Annotated in this window: 16 protein-coding genes; all 16 read left to right on the plus strand. The window is 49.8% G+C overall.

The genetic code is table 11. The features are described 5' to 3' along the window. Positions 1–277: 277 nt before the first annotated feature. The 16 genes from DOM27_RS09770 (at position 278) to pseH (ending at position 18638) form a co-directional block, all read left to right on the plus strand. Entirely contained in the window at positions 278–637 is a 360-nt protein-coding gene (locus tag DOM27_RS09770; RefSeq protein WP_157956746.1) for a DVU3141 family protein, read from the plus strand. A gap of 155 nt (positions 638–792) precedes the next feature. After that, positions 793–2595 (plus strand): polysaccharide biosynthesis/export family protein, encoded by a 1803-nt coding sequence (locus DOM27_RS09775; RefSeq protein ID WP_110655815.1) that lies wholly within the window; start codon positions 793–795, stop codon positions 2593–2595. Positions 2596–2673: 78 nt separating this feature from the next. Beyond that, a complete protein-coding gene (locus DOM27_RS09780) occupies positions 2674–3486 on the plus strand; it encodes an ABC transporter permease (protein WP_188113705.1) in 813 nt (270 codons plus the stop codon). Between the two features lie 4 nt (positions 3487–3490). Beyond that, positions 3491–4420, plus strand: a complete 930-nt coding sequence (locus DOM27_RS09785) for an ABC transporter ATP-binding protein (RefSeq protein WP_110655816.1) — start codon at positions 3491–3493, stop codon at positions 4418–4420. Positions 4421–4461: 41 nt separating this feature from the next. Further along, positions 4462–5565, plus strand: a complete 1104-nt coding sequence (locus tag DOM27_RS09790) for a KpsE/RkpR family capsule polysaccharide export protein (RefSeq protein WP_110655817.1) — start codon at positions 4462–4464, stop codon at positions 5563–5565. Between the two features lie 108 nt (positions 5566–5673). Next, the gene (locus DOM27_RS09795) at positions 5674–6666 is read left to right on the plus strand and encodes a Stealth CR1 domain-containing protein (protein WP_188113706.1); all 993 of its coding nucleotides are present in this window, start codon (positions 5674–5676) and stop codon (positions 6664–6666) included. Further along, positions 6666–7127 (plus strand): adenylyltransferase/cytidyltransferase family protein, encoded by a 462-nt coding sequence (locus tag DOM27_RS09800; RefSeq protein WP_110655819.1) that lies wholly within the window; start codon positions 6666–6668, stop codon positions 7125–7127. Before DOM27_RS09795 ends, DOM27_RS09800 begins: the two co-directional genes overlap by 1 nt. 315 nt (positions 7128–7442) lie before the next feature. Next, complete coding sequence (locus tag DOM27_RS09805; protein ID WP_188113707.1) at positions 7443–8456, plus strand: tetratricopeptide repeat protein; 1014 nt, start codon at positions 7443–7445, stop codon at positions 8454–8456. Between the two features lie 20 nt (positions 8457–8476). Next, positions 8477–9745 (plus strand): LicD family protein, encoded by a 1269-nt coding sequence (locus tag DOM27_RS09810; RefSeq protein WP_110655821.1) that lies wholly within the window; start codon positions 8477–8479, stop codon positions 9743–9745. A gap of 56 nt (positions 9746–9801) precedes the next feature. Continuing rightward, positions 9802–12567, plus strand: a complete 2766-nt coding sequence (locus tag DOM27_RS09815; protein WP_157956747.1) for a CDP-glycerol glycerophosphotransferase family protein — start codon at positions 9802–9804, stop codon at positions 12565–12567. 2 nt (positions 12568–12569) lie between these two features. Further along, the gene (locus DOM27_RS09820; protein WP_110655823.1) at positions 12570–14105 is read left to right on the plus strand and encodes a hypothetical protein; all 1536 of its coding nucleotides are present in this window, start codon (positions 12570–12572) and stop codon (positions 14103–14105) included. Between the two features lie 8 nt (positions 14106–14113). Further along, positions 14114–15112, plus strand: a complete 999-nt coding sequence (gene pseB, locus DOM27_RS09825; protein WP_110655824.1) for a UDP-N-acetylglucosamine 4,6-dehydratase (inverting) — start codon at positions 14114–14116, stop codon at positions 15110–15112. After that, a complete protein-coding gene (gene pseC, locus DOM27_RS09830) occupies positions 15112–16269 on the plus strand; it encodes a UDP-4-amino-4,6-dideoxy-N-acetyl-beta-L-altrosamine transaminase (RefSeq protein ID WP_110655825.1) in 1158 nt (385 codons plus the stop codon). Before pseB ends, pseC begins: the two co-directional genes overlap by 1 nt. Then, a complete protein-coding gene (gene pseF, locus DOM27_RS09835) occupies positions 16269–16973 on the plus strand; it encodes a pseudaminic acid cytidylyltransferase (protein ID WP_110655826.1) in 705 nt (234 codons plus the stop codon). Before pseC ends, pseF begins: the two co-directional genes overlap by 1 nt. Then, entirely contained in the window at positions 16970–18124 is a 1155-nt protein-coding gene (gene pseG / locus DOM27_RS09840) for a UDP-2,4-diacetamido-2,4,6-trideoxy-beta-L-altropyranose hydrolase (protein ID WP_110655827.1), read from the plus strand. The genes pseF and pseG overlap by 4 nt, the downstream gene beginning before the upstream one ends. Beyond that, positions 18111–18638: a UDP-4-amino-4,6-dideoxy-N-acetyl-beta-L-altrosamine N-acetyltransferase gene (gene pseH, locus DOM27_RS09845; RefSeq protein WP_110655828.1), complete on the plus strand. Its 528-nt coding sequence runs from the start codon at positions 18111–18113 to the stop codon at positions 18636–18638. The genes pseG and pseH overlap by 14 nt, the downstream gene beginning before the upstream one ends. Position 18639 lies beyond the last annotated feature (1 nt).

Raw genomic sequence — 18639 nt, forward strand, 5'->3', positions numbered from 1 at the left:
GCACCATACAATCGTAGGGTTATCAGACAATGGATTGAATCTACTTTCAGCTCGCTTTGTGACCGCATCATGGATGGTGCTGCAGGCAAGAATTCTCAGACCATTCTGACAATCAGCGCGTCGTGCGAGGGTAGACCGATCCACCGGCCGTGGCTTCCGAGGGGGTGCCAGCGTCGCCGGTTTTCAGTGTTTTCGTCCATCAGGTTGAACAGACAACATGCCAAACGTTTTCAACGGGGTTTCTTCCGGCTGTCGCCGGGTCGGAAGGTGGTTAGCCATGGGGGCGCTGACCGTGACCTTCGCGGGCTGCGCTTCGCAAAGTCATTACGGTGGCAACAGCATTGCGACCATGCAGGGCGGAGCCGCCCTTGGCCCCGAGATCTCCAGCTTTCTCGATAATGCCACGCCGGGCAGTATCACCGCTTTTCCCAAGAGCCCTTGGGGCTCGAATGTCTCCGTCATCGTTCAGGAACGCTACTTCGCCGCCAGCGGCCGTCTTTGTGCGCACCTGGATGTGGCGAGAGAGGGAGCGCCCGCCAGTGCGCAGCGCGCACAAGTGGCATGTCTCGTCAAAGATAGCGGCTGGTACACCCAGCGCCTGGTCACGCAGATGTTGGTCGATCCCAGCACTCCGTAACAAAAATCCTCTGCTTTAGTGCCTGCGCTCGCGTGTATCGTTTTTCGATCAACCAGCCCGTCTGCGAATAGCCAGATCGTTTTCGAACAGTCAGGCCGGTTTTGAACAACGAATGAGCAGGCCTCGAGCCGCGTGAACACAACAGGAAGTTTTGCATGAAACATGCAGCATCGTTTTTCCGGGCCGGGTGTCTGGTGGCGGTAGCGTGCCTGAACGTGAGTTTGGCCAACGCGCAATCCTTCGGTTCCGGCAGTATCGTGCCACAGGACCAACAGGCCCAGTCGATGACCACTCAGGTGCAGGGGTCCAACGGGCAACAGTCGCAGCAACAGGCTGGGCAGCAGGCCGTCGACGATCAGCCTCGCGCCAACTGGAGCAGCGCGAACTATGGTCAAGCCAACAATGGTTCAGCGAACAATGGTTTAGCGAACAATGGCCCAGTCGGTCCGAACCAGGGCCCGGTGAATCCGGACATGCTCCCGCCGTTCGGTGCCAACCTGTTTACCGGCGGCTTCCGTGGGGTGATGGCCGACGGCCTCAACCCGGGCTACACCATCAAGCCCGGCGACCAGATCAATCTGCGCGTCTGGGGCGGCACGGAAATGCAGAGCGTGCTGACGGTGGATTCCCAGGGCAACATCTTCCTGCCGGGGATCGGCCCGCTCAATGTGCAGGGCACTTCCAACAGTGGTCTCAATTCCCGCGTGACCGCGGCGATCAAGTCGGTCTATCCGGAAAACGTCGAGGTCTACACCAACCTGCAGGGCGTGCAGCCGGTGGGCGTGTTCGTCACCGGGTACGTCAAGAACCCCGGCCGCTACTCCGGTACGCCCAGCGATTCGATGCTCTACTTCCTCGATCAGGCCGGCGGCATCGATCAGGCGCTGGGTAGTTATCGTCAAATCGCGATCAAGCGTGGCGGCCGCACGGTCGATACGATCGATTTGTACGACTTCCTGATCAACGGCGAAATGCCGCACCCTCAGTTCCGTGATGGCGACACCATCGTGGTCGAAGAACGCGGCCCGGCGGTTGCCGTGGTGGGCGACGTCGAACGTCCGTTCCGTTATGAACTGGCGGGTGAAACGCTGACCGGCGGCGACGTGACCAATCTGGCACGCCTGCGTGCGGGTGTGTCGCACGTGTTGCTACGTGGCGATCGACCGGAAGGGCCGATGGCGCAGTACCTGACCCTCAACGAATTTCGCACCGCTAACGTTCAGCGCGGCGACGAAGTGCTGTTCAGCGCCGACAAGCGTAGCGAGAGCATCGTCGTGCAGGTCGAAGGCAGTTATTACGGCCCTTCACGCTACGTGCTACCGCGTAATGCGCATCTGGGCGAGTTCCTGAATGCGATCAGCGTGCCCAAGAACATGACCAGCTACCAGGATGTCTCGATTCGCCGGGAAAGCGTGGCCGAACAGCAGCAAGAATCGCTCAATGAGAGCCTGGACCGGCTGGAGCAGACCTATCTGGGCTATCCCTCGCGTACCGCGAAAGAGGGTGAAATTCAGGTGCGTCAGGCTGAGCTGATCCAGAAGTTCGTCCAGAAAGCGCGCCAGACCCAACCGACCGGCCGGCTGGTCGTTGCTCGCGGTGACAGCGTTGCCGATATCCGCCTGCAGGATGGCGATGTGGTCACCATTCCGGAAAGCTCGGATTCCGTGCTGCTGAGCGGCGAAGTCACGATCCCGCAGGCGATGGTCTACACGCCGGGCATGAGCGCGGAAGACTATATCCGCCAGGCCGGTGGCTACACGCCACGTGCGGATGATGACCAGGTGCTGGTCGTGCATCGCAACGGTGCTGTCATCCATGCCGATGACACCGACGTGCGTTCAGGCGATGAAATTCTGGTACTGCCGGCGGCGCCGACCAGCAATATCGAACTGGCCACCAGCATCACGCAGATTCTGTATCAGGTCGCAGTGGCCACCAAGGTCGCGCTGGATCTTTAAGCTTCGCGATTCAAGCATTTCTTCAAGCACAGCATGAGCGCCTGCACGGTTGTAGACCGGCAGGCGCGGGAACGTTAAATGGCAACCGATACGGAAGCAGTTCCGGATTCCGTCCGTCATCCCATGCGAGTCACCTGGGATGTCTGGTCGGCGATGTACCTGCGCGAGATGATCGCCAGAACCATGGCGGATCGCATGGCCTGGTTCTGGATGATCTTCGAGCCAGTCGCCACGGTTGGCGTGATGATCTTTATCCGCACCTATATCCGTGGCGGCAGAAATATTACCGGGGCGGAGTTCGTCCCGTGGATGATCGTCGGGCTGATGGGCTTTTACCTGTTCAGGGAGGCCATGCTTCGACCCATGGGCGCCGTCGAGGCTAATCGGGGCCTGTTTACTTATCGTCAGATACTTCCAATCGACCCGGTCCTAATTCGTTGCTTTGTCGAAGGAATAATCCGAAGTTTTATCTTCCTGCTGTTCATCCTCATCGGCTCACTCCTGAAGATCAATATGATTCCGGATCACGCTTTTGGTGTGATGATGGACTGGCTCTCGCTCTGGATGCTGGGAGTCGGTTTGGGAGTGCTCCTGTCTGTCGCATCGGGCCTGGTTCCTGAAGTCGGGCGTGTCGTTAGAATCATCACTTTGCCGCTTTTGCTGATATCCGGTGTCATCTTCCCGGTCACCTATGTGCCCGCGCAGTATCAGCAATATCTGCTCTGGAACCCGATCGTGCATGGCATCGAGAGCATGCGGTTGAGTTTCTTCGATAGCTACCACTCGATCCCCGGAATCAACATGACCTATCTCTGGATGTGGGCGCTTTCGACCCTCACCCTGGGGCTGGTCATGCATGTCCGCTTCGCTTCGCGTCTGAAGGCAAGGTGACCCGATGATCGAAATCCAGAATCTTTACAAGCGCTACCATGGTCCGCATGGCGGCGGTTGGGTGCTGAAAGACATCAGCCTTACCATCCCCGACGGTGTCAGTGTCGGGGTGATCGGGCGTAATGGCGCCGGTAAGTCGACGCTGCTGCGCTTGATCGGCGGCATGGATACCCCCGACCGTGGCAGGGTGATTCGGAAAGGGCGTGTCTCCTGGCCGATCGGTCTGGCAGGCGGGTTCAAGGGCTCCATGACCGGGCGTCAGAACGTCAAGTTCGTGGCCCGCGTTCATGGCATCAAGAAGAGCCTTCACAAGCTGATTCATGAAGTTCAGGACTTCGCCGAAATCGGCAAGGCCTTCGATGACCCGGTCAATACCTATTCTTCGGGGATGCGGGCACGTCTCGCGTTTGGCCTGTCCCTCGCCTTCGATTTCGATATCTACATCTCGGATGAAGCGACCGCCGTTGGTGACCGCGCTTTCAAGGCCAAGGCCAGGGAAGCGTTCCAGCAGCGGGTGGATCACGCCAGCCTGATCATGGTCTCTCACGGGGAAGGCACACTGAAGCAGATGTGCCAGGCGGGCATCTTCATCGACGAGGGAAAGGCGCACTGGTTCGATCGAATCGACGACGCCATTGAGGCGTATCACCGCTCGACCGGACTGATCACCGACGTGGCCGATGAGGATGACGATGAGGAAATCCCGGTCGACCAACTCGATGCCGATAGTCTCAAGGCTCAGCTTCGCTCTCTCAAGCGCGAAATGAACGAACTCCATAAGCAGCAGATCATTGCGCAATATCGGCTCGAGACGACCACTGACGAAGCAGAAGTAGCCAATCTGCAGGAAGAGAAGCAATCTCTGCGCCGTAAGCATCAGCTAGCCAGAAAGCGCTTCAAGGAATTGAAACAGCACAAGCAGGTGTCCGCCTGAACCAGGCCGGCGCTGGGATCCGGATTACAGAAGCGAATTTGATGAACTCTTCAGTCAAACAGAAATTAACGCGGCATCTTCACTGGGTCATCTGTGTGGTGGCCATCGTACTCGTCAGCTTTTACTGGGCGGTGTGGGCCAGTGACCGTTATGTCTCCCACGCGCATGTGGTGTTGGAAAGCCCGCAGCTTTCATCCCCGGACTTTAGCTTCAGCAGTCTGCTTTCCGGTGGTGGCGGAGCCAACAACGCCGATATGTTGCTGCTGCGGGACTACCTCCGTTCGGTCGATATGCTGCAGTACCTGGTGGATAACGCCGATTTCCGTGAGCACTATGCCCACGGCGGCGGTGACGTTTTCAGCCGCCTGAGCGATGAAGATGCGCCGCTGGAAGAACTGCACGATTATTACCTCAAGCGTGTCTCGGTGGAGCTCGACGAATACGCCGGTGTGCTGCGGGTCGATGTCGAGGCGTTCAATCCCAAGGAGGCCAATTTGATTGCCAACCTGCTGCTCGATCGCGGCGAACAGCATATGAACGACATGGGTCGGCGTCTGGCAGAAGAGCAGGTCAAGTTTCTTCAGCAGCAGGTCGACCAGCTACAAACGGCTTTCGAACAGACGCGCCAGGTACTCCTCGACTATCAAAACAAGAATGGATTGGTCTCGCCCACCGGCACGGTGGAAAGTCTGAGCGGAGTCGTGGCGACGCTGGAGGGCCAGCTGGCAAGCTACAAGGCGCAGAAAACCGCGCTGAGTAGTTTTCAGAGCGCCAACTCACCCGAGGTCGTGCGGATCAAGAGCCAGATCGCCGCCCTGGAAGACCAGATCGAGAAAGAGAAGCAACGGCTAGCGGCCCAATCCGGGAATGCACTGAACTCCGTGTCGTCTGAATATCAGCGGCTTCAGCTGCAGGCTAAGTTCGCGGAGGAAAGCTATTCCGGCGCGCTTTCGGCCTTGCAAAGCACCCAGGTCGAGGCGGCACGCAAGCTCAAGCAGCTGTCCACGCTACAGTCACCGACCATGCCGCAGTACCCGGAGCAGCCCGAGCGCCTGTACAACATCATCGTATTTGCCGTTATTGCATTGTTCATCGCGCTGATAGTCAACATGCTGATCCTGATCATCAGGGATCATAGAGATTAATGATGTCGACAGCGCTCGTAAGGAGTGCTGTTACAAAGCCGTCTTCATAGCACTGTCGTTAGAGAACGGGACCGTCGTTACAGATCATGCAAGAGTGGTGAAATTGGCTTGAATAAGACACTACAGCAAAAAGATATCGATATCGTCATTGCATGGGTGGATGGATCCGACCCTGCGATGCAGAGAAAACGTAACCAGTATTTGGAGCAGGCGAAGCGGATTCCGACGATTTCCAGCAAGGCGCGCCGCTTTAGTGATAACGGCGAGATTCGGTTCTGTTTGCAATCTATCGCCACGCATATGCCTTGGGTCAATCGTGTCTACATCGTCACGGACGGGCAAACACCTGAGTGTGTGGCGAATATGCCCAAAACTATTGAGCCGATCAAGGACCGAATACGAATTGTCGATCATCAGGAGATATTCCGTGGGCACGAGGAACTGTTACCAACTTTTAACTCGCTATCAATAGAAACTTTTCTCTGGCGTATCAATGGGCTGGCCGAAAACTTTATTTACATGAATGACGATATGTTTTTTTGCGGAGCTGTCTGCCCAGAAGATTTTTTTATCAAAAGAAAAGTTGTCTTGCGAGGAAGTTGGAGTGGTTGGGATGAGGTAGCAAAACTATCCTTTCATTCCGAAAATAATCGCAACGGCGCCAGATTGACCGAGTTTAGCGGCGACAAGTTTTTTAAGGCAATCCACGTTGGCTACCCGATGCGCAAAAGTATTTTGAAAAATGCTTATGAAGCTAATCAAAGCGCATTTATTAAAAATGCCTCCCATCGGTTCCGGGCACGCAAGCAGTTTTGGCCGGTTTCTTTACATAATCATTTGGCGTTCTCGCAAAAGTTCGCGAAACGTAAGCGAGATAGTAACGACTGGGTACATTTTTCGGTCGCTTTCTGCCGGGATGCTGACGCTGATGCCATTCGCAAGAAACTGAACGTTTTGAGTCGAAAGGATAAAAAGTTGGGGTGCCTCAATTATTCGGAAGCAGTTGTGGAAAAAGTGCCTGGCGCGTTGAAAAAATTGCAGAAAGTAACGGCGCCTTCGCTACTTCAACGATTGATTCTTATGACGAAAAAGGCAAGTTAATGGCTAAGACGATTATTACGTATGGCACGTTCGATATGTTTCACGTCGGCCATCTCAATTTGCTGCGCCGGCTCAATGAAATGGCGGACCGGGTCATTGTCGGCGTCTCTACCGATGAGTTCAACGCGGGCAAAGGCAAGAAAGTCCTGATTCCGTACGAACAGCGGGCAGATATCGTCAGCGCGATTCAGTACGTCGATCTTGTCATCCCTGAAAAGAGTTGGGAGCAGAAGTTATCAGACGTCAGAGAATACAAAGTAGATACGTTCGCTATCGGTAAAGACTGGGAGGGAAAGTTCGATTTCCTGGGTGACCTCTGTGAAGTGGTCTATCTTGACCGCACCGATAGTATTTCGACGACCGATCTCAAACGCTCACTAAAGCGCTTTCTTTCCATTTCGCAGAAGGATCTTTCCCAAGCCTTCGAAGTGCTGGAAATGCTGCGCCGGGATCTGTCATAGCTCAGAGCTGGTTTTAAATAGAGTTCAGGGCTCACGAGTCACGAGGCCTTTTCCATGACCAACACCGCATTGCGAACCAGAGCCGATCAACTGAAGTTGATCGATGAGCCTGCTCGTTTGATAGATAGCTGGCGCCCGCCCAGCCGGGCGCTGCTACTGCGCCAGGGGAATCATGATGAGCTAAGTGCACTGTGCCACCAGCAGTTGGGGCGACGCGGACGCCTGAACCTATGGAATGGCCGGCAAGAGAAAGCGCTGTTCTATCTGGCGCTAAGCCATTATTACCGAGGCGAGTATGCCGAAAGCCGCCGTTGGTTGGGCCAAATTCAGGAAATTCGCCCCTACGATACCAATGCGCGCTATCTCGCGGCGGATATCGCCCGTGTAGAGGGCGAACTATCGCAAGCTTGGGCCCAACTCGAGATATTGGTGCCCAGAACACGCCGCCCCAAGACTTGGCTCTATATGGCGCAACTGGTTGATTCCAACGACGGGCTGGCCCGGCTGACGGAAAACTATCGGCGTGCCTCAGCCTCGGATTCAGTGCCCCCATTTCATGCCGCCATTGCTCAGTATCTCGCTGCGGGCTACCAACGCGGGGGCGAATATGATGAGGCCTTCAAGCTCTGGAGAGCGGTTGTCGAGCATGCCGCCAAGCGCAAGCCTGTAAGCCGTACTAGGGCCACAGTCGTCAACGGGTTTCGCATCGGTGGCGCTTCCAGGGCGCTGAAAGACATCAATCGGGTGCTTCGCGCCAACGACATGAAACCCTTTCTGGTCAGCGGTACCTTGCTGGGCTGCATTCGGGAAGGCAAGCTGCTGGCACATGATAACGACATCGATATCGGGTTGATGGATGACGTCGACGAAAGCGACGTAGCCCGCATACTGGCGGCTTCCGGCTATTTCCATCTGTTGCCAAGGCGCGAGGGCGACTGTCTTCGAGTCAAGCATCTGAACGGTATTGCTATCGATTTGTTTCAGCATCATTCCCATGATGGCAGCGTTTGGCATGGTGGCACCAAGGCGCGTTGGTATAACTCTCCCTTTGGACTCACCGAGACGACTTTCCTTGGGGAGCGTTTCTGGATACCGGATCCCCCCGAGCGTTATCTGGAAGAAAACTACGGCGACTGGCGTACGCCAATCGTCAACTTCGATTCAACCCTGGATACACCGAACGCGAAAATTTGCTCTGAAAATGAATTGATCATCCACGCTTACAAAAAGCTTAATGGCGGCTTATTGCAAGGCGATGACGAATCGATGACACGGTACCGGCAATTGCTCATGACCTTGAACGAGCCGGACCCACTGCCGTTTCGCTAAAGTTCGCGTTAAGGAACTTCATGAATCACAAGACCTATCGAAAGTTGAGAAAGCTGGCCACCAACCCGCGACTCTATTTCGAGGATGCAAGACTCAAGCGTCAATATCCGGAAGTCGAGAAGCATAATACAGCGCTGAAAGACGCGAAAATGCGCTTTGAGTTGGGTGAGATACAAACGACAGAAACGTTTCTTTCTGACATTCCGGATACGCTGCCAGCCAAAGCCGTCTTCTCAGCGAGGGTTGCGTTGTTCTCAAAGCGACACGCGGAGGCGGAACGCCACGCGATAAATGCCATGCAGGGTACCCGGCCTGGGACCAGCACGTTTCAGGAGGCGTTTTATCTACACCAGGAGGCATTGCGCTTTCAGGGGCGTTTTGAATCAGCCCTGACAATGCTGAAGGGTATAACTTTTACCGATAACGCCGCACGCTATTTTCGGGCCTGGCGGTTGGCCGCCCTAGGTGCCAAGTGCCCGGAAGCTTTTGAGAGCGTGATGACTCGACTCACACCGGGCGACCTCGGATGGCTTCGTTCCCGTAATCACTACATCTTGTTGTTGAGAGACCTGCAGCTCGGCGAGCGTGCAATCGCCGAAGCCCGGTTACTGATGCAGCAGGTAGAGCTGGAGCCGGCCGGCCAGCCCAAGGCCCCGCCAGCGCGAAGTGACGCGCAGAAAAACCGCTGGCAAGAAAGCGCAGGGCTGGCCCTGGCTCAGCTTAGGGAGGATTTGACCCAATACGACATCGACTTTTTCCTGGTGAGCGGAACTTTATTGGGCTGCATCCGTGAAGGTGCAATCTTAGGCCACGACACAGATATTGATGTCGGGGTGATGCCGGAAGTCAGCATGACATTGCTGCACCAGGCTATCAAGAATTCCAGGCGCTTCAAGTTGCAGGAAATCGTCAGCGAAAATACGTTGTATGTCGTTCATCCTAACGGCGTAAAAATTGATTTGTTTCGGCATTATAAAGAAAATGGGAAGTTGTACCATGCCGGCATTAAGTGTCGTTGGTGGAATTCACCTTTTGAGTTGGAAAAAAGAAGTTTTCTAGGTGATCAATACTTCGTGCCTGTCGATTACGATACTTACTTGACTGAGAACTATGGCGATTGGCGGATTCCAATTATCGAATTCGAAACTTTTTTAGATACTCCTAACATCGAAGTGACAAACATCTTGAACATGTCGTTATACTATATTTCGCAATGTATTGAGCTTCATCGGGGTGGGCGTAGAGGTGGTTATAATAAGTTTCGAATTGCTCTTGGCACAGCTTTTTAAGTGATGTAGAACTAAAAGTTCAGGTGAAGGATTACTAAGTGGAAAAAAGGGCAAGCATGATTGGTTTGGTTAAAGCTGTTTTCAATAGCACTCCAAAATCGTACCAAGCTGGATTAAAACCATATCGTGAAAAGCGATGGGAGTCAGCGGTATCGTACTTTGAAAAGGCTGTTAACGAAAAGCCTGATCACGCCCCAAGTCACTTTAAACTGGGTATGTCGTGGTTTAGGCGTAAAGAGTATGAAAAAGCCGAAAGACATATCGCACAAGCGATGAAATTAGATCCCTCTCGGGCAGAGTGGAATGAACAGTACGAGCAAGTGTTACGCCATTTAAAAAAGATAGAGGATAAAGAGCCCTTAGATAACGAGCGAGATGTGTATCTTGCGGCGCTTCAATTGGCGGCGATAAAAGCTGACTATGAAGAGGTTTTTCGACTAGTTGAGCTTGCAGAAGAAGCCGTGAATCGTTTAAAAAGTTATAATAAAGATTTAAGCAAAATTAGAAGGTTTTCATGCGAAGCGGCATTAATGAATGGGGAAGCTGCTAGGCTGGAAATCTCATTAGGCCAACTAGATACTAAAGATTCGTTGTATCATGTTTATTTGGCTATTTTAAAGTACTATCAAGGTAATTCGGCTGATGCTTTAGCAGAATTGCAAATGACACCAAATGCGACATCTAAGCCAGATATAGCATATGTAATATCAAAGATTTTGAAAGATGTTGGTCAAAAAAACGCAGCCTGGGGGATTCTTGAAAATGTCCTTAGCTACAGTCGCCGTACGGCTACCTGGCTCCATTTGGCTAATTTAGTCGATAACGTAAGTGATTTAGCGAGCTATATCACGTTATTAGATCGGTGGTGTAAAAAAGCTCCGGCGGTTCGTTACCATCGCGATATATCACGCGCTACAGCGAAAGCTGCTTCCTCAGCAGGAAATTATAAACTAGCACATAAAACTCTCCACGATAGTATATATCGCCACGCGAGTGATGTTAGAGGCGGAGTTCCAGGTTTACCAGTACAGGTGCAGTATTTACAGGAAAAGGGGCTCCCACAGTGGGTTATGCCATATGCATTACTTTCACCCGCGTCTTTGTTGGACAATCGTGACGGTAGATTTCGCCAAGCTTTAAAAGCTCTGATGGAGCTGGCAAATTTTCGCGACGCTAATGTTATAGCTTTGCAGGAAACGCTCCAATGGCTATTAAGGGAGTATGATAACCGACCTCCGCCTGAAATGAAGTTTTGTGTAAGCAAAAATTCAAAAACTGATATATTTCTGAAGGATCTTAAATATCGATCTTTTTTCTCGATCCAGCACGAGTGTGAAGAATCGGTGGAGTTGAAGCATTCAAATGGTATTGAGGTTGTATTATGCTTTTTGAATAAAGCAAGTGATTGGGTGGAATATTCATACAAGGGCGTTGTATATCGACACACCAACTTTGACGTCCGGAGATTACCCAGAGAAGCATATGATTGTTGGGTGCCGGCGGACTTGAATAGTTATTTTAAAGAAAGTGGTGTTTCTAGGAGTTTATGGGTCGAAGACTGGGTATTAGAATCAACGAAAAAAACTTACCAGAATGAAAATGAACTCATTAGTTACGCTTACGAGTGCCTTCTGAATTCAATAATCCGAGAAAATAATGAGCTTGAAAATTTGGCGCAGAAAACGTTGCGTCAGCTAGGTGAGGTTAGTCAAAGTTACCAGAAATTAATTAGCAATTTCGTTACTCCTGACGCGCAGCTTATGCGGAAAGATCGAGCGGAAATTATATTATATGTTAGCGGGTTAAAAGATGTCGCCTATCAAGCTAATATGTGGATTCCAGTACTTGAAAGGCTGGATAGAAAAAGCGCTATAGTGATTAGAGAGAAAGAAGTTGCGGAAGGTTTGCTAGAAACTAATCTTCCTGTTTATTACATGAAGACGATGCGAGATTTAGAGCTTTTAAATAACGGTGTGGTAAAGAAGATACTATACCCGGCAAATACTCAAAAAAATGTCCATGCATTAAGGTTTTACAAGCTTCAGCACTATTTCATTAATCATGGTGAGAGTGATAAAGTAGTTAATCAAAGTAAATTTTTGATGGCTTATGATAAGTTGCTGGTTGCAGGTCCTTTGGCTGAGTTTAGATTGAGGAATGGTGATTTACCAATTAGGGACAATCAGATAGTGCACGTGGGGAGACCTCAGGTTGAACTAAATCTACGGCAAACTACCGCACCAACTACGAAAATAAAAACGATACTATATGCGCCTACATGGGAAGGATTCGTAGAAGAAGCAAATTATTCATCGGTCAATGAATTTGGCTTGAGCGTGCTGCAAGAGCTTTCCAAGAAAGACGACATAAAAGTATTGTTCAAGCCGCATCCATATACTGGTTATAATAAAAACGGTCGTTGCGGGTTTTATTTGGAAAAAATGAAAGGTTTATGTGAATCTCAATCCAATATTACATTGTTTGACAGTGGGGCGGACATAAATGGTTTGATGAATGACGCTGATTTGCTAATTACAGATGTATCTAGCGTGCTGAATGATTTTTTATATACCCTGAAGCCGATGGTTTTAACAAACCCAAGAGAGCAAGATGAGGAGGTTTTGATTTCATTGTTTCCCTCATCAAAAGCAACGTATGTTCTGCACGATCCTATAAAAATCAACAGCGTTCTAAGTTCGGTCAAGTTAAATGATTTGAGAAAATTTCCGCAAAGAGTAGAGGTTTGTCATTACTCCTTAGGTGACCCAGCGGAGAGTTATATCAAAAAATTTAATCATGTCGTTTGCGGGGATGAGGCTTGAATATGGAAAATCAATCCGTGATAAACGCGGGATTTATTGACGTTATGCGCGGTAGTATGTACAAGTTAAGCCGTCAGCTAATAAAATACAATGTCCAGCCGGTGATGTGGATGGGCTATTCCGGTGGTAAGACAAAACTTGCGCGGAATGACTATCCAAATTGTGAGTTTTACGACTATTGGAGGTTTAACAAGGGCGCCTCCTTTCTGTTTGAAGATGAAATAAAGATTGGCCGCATTCCTCGGTATAAAAGAGCAGAGTTTTTAGAGCTAAAAGAAAAAGTAATTAAAATGATGGATCGTCAAGACGATCATGGGGCATTCAGATATCAAGAAAGGGAGGCTCTTTTCTATTCACTTTTTTCATTTTTCTATAGCAAGGTTATTCAGAAAAAATTAGATTTTATTATAAGTGCCCATAGCCCTCATTTGCCTGCCACGATGGCTTTTTATGGGGCCTGTCAAATAGCTGGTATTGAAACACTGCATTTTCGCGAGTCGGCGGTTGTACCTTTATCATATTTATCACGAGGATTCGGCTCTGAGTGGTTGAAGACTAGTCAGACAGGAGTCGAAAAAAAACGCTGCAAAGAACTTTTGAATAGTTATATTGATTCATTTGGAGAGGGCAATTATGCAGATATAGAACCTGATTATATGAAGGCTCAGAAAAAAAGTAACGAAATATTTCTACAAGAAAATGTTAGCATTGAAAGAAGAGTGAGCCAAGAACTTTGGGAATCTGTCGATGCTAGCAAAGTTCCTGATAAAAAAATTTCTTACAGAGTTACTGCAGCTGATTTTTTATCGGAAACGCCGTCAGTTTCTATAGATAATTTTAGAGATGGCCTTGAATATAAGGCTGCATTAAGAGAGCTGCAGCATGATTTGTACAATAATGCGTTGGTAAGTGGTCTTCCGGAGGGCAGGTATGTTTATTTTCCACTCCATTACGAACCGGAAAAGACCTCAAATCCAGATGGCGGTGCGTACTATAATATCTACGATGCGTTATTGTACTTGAGAAGCTATGTTCCGCCTGATATAAATATTATAGTAAAAGAGCACTATACGCAACTTAGCAAGAAGTATAGGGGGGTGTTTGGACGCTCTCATTATTTTTATCGTTATATTCAGTCGCTTGCGAATGTCTATTTAGTGCCTGACAATGTGGACCCTGTAAAGTTAATAAAAAATGCAGAGCTAACGTGTTCTCAAACGGGAACATCATGTTTGGAAGCTGCATGCCTAGGTAAGAAGTCTTTGATGCTGGGTAGTAACTGGTTTGATGTAGTCCCCAATATATTTAGTGCTGAAGATGATTTGAGTTATCAAGAAATCATGGAAGCCGATATCGCTGATGTTGAGATAATTAAAGATTCTTTGCATGATTGGGTTGACAATTATTCTATACGCGGTTGTGTTACGGGGTCTTTTGTTAGATTGCATCAAAATATGTTTAAAGAGGAGTCGTTGCAGGATTTTAAAAAAACCTGCCAAGATGTTGTTGAAGCTTTGAAAATGAATTCAATTATCTGAGGTGCGCTGTGTTTGATAATCAAACAATTTTGGTGACAGGTGGAACCGGTTCTTTTGGTCATACATTTATTCCTATGCTTTTGGCAAAACATAATCCTAAGAAAGTGATCGTTTTTTCCCGTGATGAAATGAAACAGTGGGAAATGGCCAAGAAATTTGAGGGTGATAGTCGTGTTCGATTTTTTATTGGTGACGTAAGAGACCGCGAGCGACTCTACCGAGCCTTAGACGGGGTTGATTATGTGGTGCATGCGGCGGCTACAAAAATTGTTCCCACCGCCGAATACAATCCTTTTGAATGTATCAAGACCAATGTCCTTGGTGCTATGAATTTGGTCGATGCCTGTATTGATAAAGGCGTCAAAAAATTAGTGGCACTATCAACTGATAAGGCCAGTAGTCCGGTTAACCTCTATGGCGCAACCAAGCTGACTTCCGACAAACTGTTTGTCGCGGGAAACCACTACGCTGCCCATAACCAGACGCGCTTCTCTGTAGTTCGGTATGGCAACGTCATGGGCTCTCGTGGCTCGGTTATCCCGTTCTTTATGTCGATAAAAGATAGAGGCGTACTACCGATCACGGATGATCGTATGACTCGTTTCATGATCTCTTTGGAGGAAGGTGTCGAGCTGGTGTGGCATGCTTTCGAGGATATGGAAGGTGGTGAGATTTATGTCAAGAAAATCCCTTCCATGAAAGTGACGGATTTGGCAAGAGTGATTTCCCCAGAAGCTGAGCAGGAAGTCGTGGGCATTCGCCCTGGGGAGAAGCTGCACGAACAAATGATCAGTGCGGAAGATTCTTACTACACTTATGAATATCCCGAGCATTTCAAAATTCTCCCGCAAATCAACGATTGGGATAAAGATAGGAATCGCATAAAGGACGGTTATAAGGTCCCCGAGGGGTTTATCTATTCCAGTGATAACAACAAAGAGTGGATGAGTGACGCCGAGCTGGAGGCTTGGATTGATCAGAATCGAAATAAAATCGGAGCGATCTGATGATTCCCTACGGTCGGCAGGAAATCACCCAAGCTGATATCGACGCGGTGGTCTCGACGCTGAAATCCGACTTTCTGACTCAGGGGCCGAAAGTGCCCCTGTTTGAACGGATGATCGCTCAACACGTAGGGGCTCGCCACGCACTTGCGGTCAATAGTGCAACATCCGCGCTACATATTGCATGCTTGTCTCTAGGGCTGGGCAAGGGTGATTGGCTCTGGACCAGTCCGATCACCTTTGTCGCGTCAGCCAACTGTGCGCTCTATTGTGGCGCGGCTGTTGACTTCGTCGATATCGATGTGAATACGTATAACCTCTGCCCTAAAGCGCTGGAAACCAAACTTATCGCAGCAGAGCAGCAGGGGTGGTTACCCAAAATCGTGGTTGCTGTGCATCTCTGCGGGCAGCCTTGCGATATGCAAGCGATACATGCTCTGAGCCAACGGTTTGGATTCAGTATTATCGAAGATGCTTCGCATGCTGTAGGCGGCAAGTACCAGGGTGATTTCATCGGTAGCGGCCAGTACAGCGATATTACTGTCTTTAGTTTTCATCCGGTGAAAATTGTCACGACGGCGGAAGGCGGCATGGCGCTCACGAATAGTGATGCTCTGGCATCACGCATGGATCTGTTGCGAAGCCATGGTATTACCCGTGACCCTGCGCTGATGACTCAGGATGCGGATGGGCCGTGGTATTACCAGCAGATTGAACTCGGCTTCAATTATCGGATGACGGAGTTGCAGGCGGCTTTGGGGGTCTCCCAAGTCGGAAGGCTAGATGACTATGTCGCCAAGCGTCATCAATTGGCCGAGCGTTATGACAAGGCCTTAGAGAGTTTGCCGTTGGTGACTCCGTGGCAGCATCCGGACAGTTACTCGGGCCGACATTTATATGTCATCCGACTCAAATTGGGCCAGATCAATAATAGCCACCGCGAGGTATTTGAGGCTCTCCGTGAGCATGGCATCGGTGTCAATCTGCATTACATACCGGTTCCTGCCCAACCTTATTATGAACAGATGGGATTTAGGAAGGGTGACTTTCCAGAAGCAGAACGCTATTACTCGGAAGCAATCAGTCTACCGCTTTATCCCACGATGAATCCTGCCCAACAGGACGAAGTGATCGACGTACTGCAGAAGGTGCTAGGCTGATGCGATTGGCAGTAATTCCTGCACGTGGCGGCAGCAAGCGTATACCTCGTAAAAATATCAAAGCTTTCGGCGGAAAGCCGATGCTCGCTTGGTCCATTGAGGCTGCTTTGGCAAGTAATTGTTTTGATCGGGTCATCGTGTCGACTGATGATGAGGAAATAGCATTTGTTGCGCGAGAGTGGGGGGCGGAAACGCCTTTTCTGCGACCCACTGGTCTTTCGGATGACCATACGGGCACGATTCCTGTCATTGCTCACGCAATAGCGCAGATTGCGGGACAGGATGAGTCTCCCGACGCGGTATGTTGCCTTTATGCAACAGCACCCTTCGTTCAACCACAAGATCTGCGAACGGGGCTTCGGGCCCTTTCCACAGAGGAAGTCGACTACGCCTTTTCCGTGACCAGTTATGCATTTCCAATCCAGCGCGCCCTGCGCATGACACTGGGAGGGCGGGTGAGCATGTTCCAGCCAGAGCATTTCACTACCCGCTCTCAGGACCTTGAAGAGGCGTGGCATGACGCTGGTCAATTCTATTGGGGAAGTACCGAAGCATGGGTGCAGGGGCGTCCTCTCTTTGCAGAGCGCTCGATACCCGTAAAGCTACCCCGGCATAGAGTACAAGATATCGATACTCAGGAAGACTGGCAGCGTGCCGAGTGGCTCTTTAAAGCACTGCAAGCCGAGCAGGCTCAAGATTCATGACAGTCAAGGAAGCGTCGTCAGCATTAATTCCACGAATTGCTTTTCGTGTTGATGCTTCTCTCGAAATCGGGACTGGGCATGTCATGCGTTGCCTCACTTTGGCTACGGCGCTGCGAGAGCGTCAGCGCGCAGCATGCCATTTCCTTTGCCGAGAGCATCACGGTCATCTGATTGACATGATCGAATCGCGAGGCTTTACCGTATACCGGCTCAAAATGTCGGATATGACTCAGGAAAGTACTTCTGGCCCCGATCAGGAGCCGCCTTTTCATGCACATTGGCTGGGAACCAACTGGCAAACGGATGCCCAAGAAAGCGCCATCTATTTAGAAAAACTGAATCCTGACTGGTTGGTTGTCGATCACTATGCCTTGGAAGCCCAGTGGGAGAGGGTCGCCTGCCCAGCGCGCTCTCGCTTGCTTGTCATCGATGACTTGGCCGATCGTTGCCATTCTGCAGATATCTTGCTTGATCAGAATGTGCTAGATCATCAAAGTGAAGACCTCTACCGCAAGTTGGTTAATCCAGAATGTCGATTATTACTGGGCCCACGATATGCATTGTTAAAGAAGGAATACGCAGTACTGGCGGAGGCTCTACCTGAGCGAGATGGGCAGATTTCGCGAGTGCTAGTATTCGTAGGGGGGAGTGACCCATTTCATTTAACAGAGCGTTATTTGGAAGCATTGGCCGCACCTGAATTTGAGCATCTTTTTATAGACGTGGTGCTTGGAAAAAATCACCCCAAACCATCGGTCGTAGAGCGATTTGTAAAAGACAGACATGGTGCAAGACTTTATTCTGGGCTTACTAGTCTCGCCGCTTTAATGGTTCGCGCTGATCTAATGTTGGGAGCGGGAGGGACGACAAATTGGGAGCGTATGTGTCTCGGTTTAACTTCGATAGTCGTCAGTGTAGCCCATAATCAGGATGAGATTAACCAAAAATTATCATCACAGAAGTTGATAAGTTTTTTGGGTGGTGTTAATTCAGTGAGTGTCAAATGTATTCGTACGGCCATAAGGTGCTCTTTAGATGATGCGTATACCAACTCTAAAAATTCAAAGAGAGCGCGAAATATTGTGAGTGGGAAGGGCGCTGATTTTGTTATTCAATACTTAGCTCGAGGCGAAATTTATGCCTTTACGTAATATCGTTATTTCCGACTTGGAATTGATGCTTGAATGGCGGAATCATCCCCATATACGTTCCAAAATGTTTTTTCAGAACATCATTCAATTTGAGCATCACAAGGAGTGGTTTTTAAAGGAAGCTAAAAAAGAAAATTCTGACTGGCTCCTTTATAGTGACACTAAAGGTAATAAGCTTGGGGTGGTCTATTTCACTAACATAGACCGTTTTTCCAGTCACGCTTTTTGGGGGCTTTACATAGATCCAGAAGCGCCGTCCGGAACAGGAACAAAATTAGCTTTAGAAGCGCTTGACTATATTTTTAAGGAAAAAGAACTTCATAAAATTAACGCGGAAGTTCTTGAAAATAATCAGCGAAGCGAGCATTTTCACAAAAAACTTGGCTTTACCGTAGAAGGGCAATTCAGAGAACAATATTGGGATGGTGCTTCTTATCAATATGTTACTCGTTTTGGTCTTTTTGCATTGGAATGGGAGAGTGCTCGAAAAGCTTTAACCGCTTCGCGTGTTTGAC

The sequence above is a fragment of the Salinicola halimionae genome, assembly GCF_003206065.1.
Classification (GTDB): Bacteria; Pseudomonadota; Gammaproteobacteria; order Pseudomonadales; family Halomonadaceae; genus Salinicola; species Salinicola halimionae.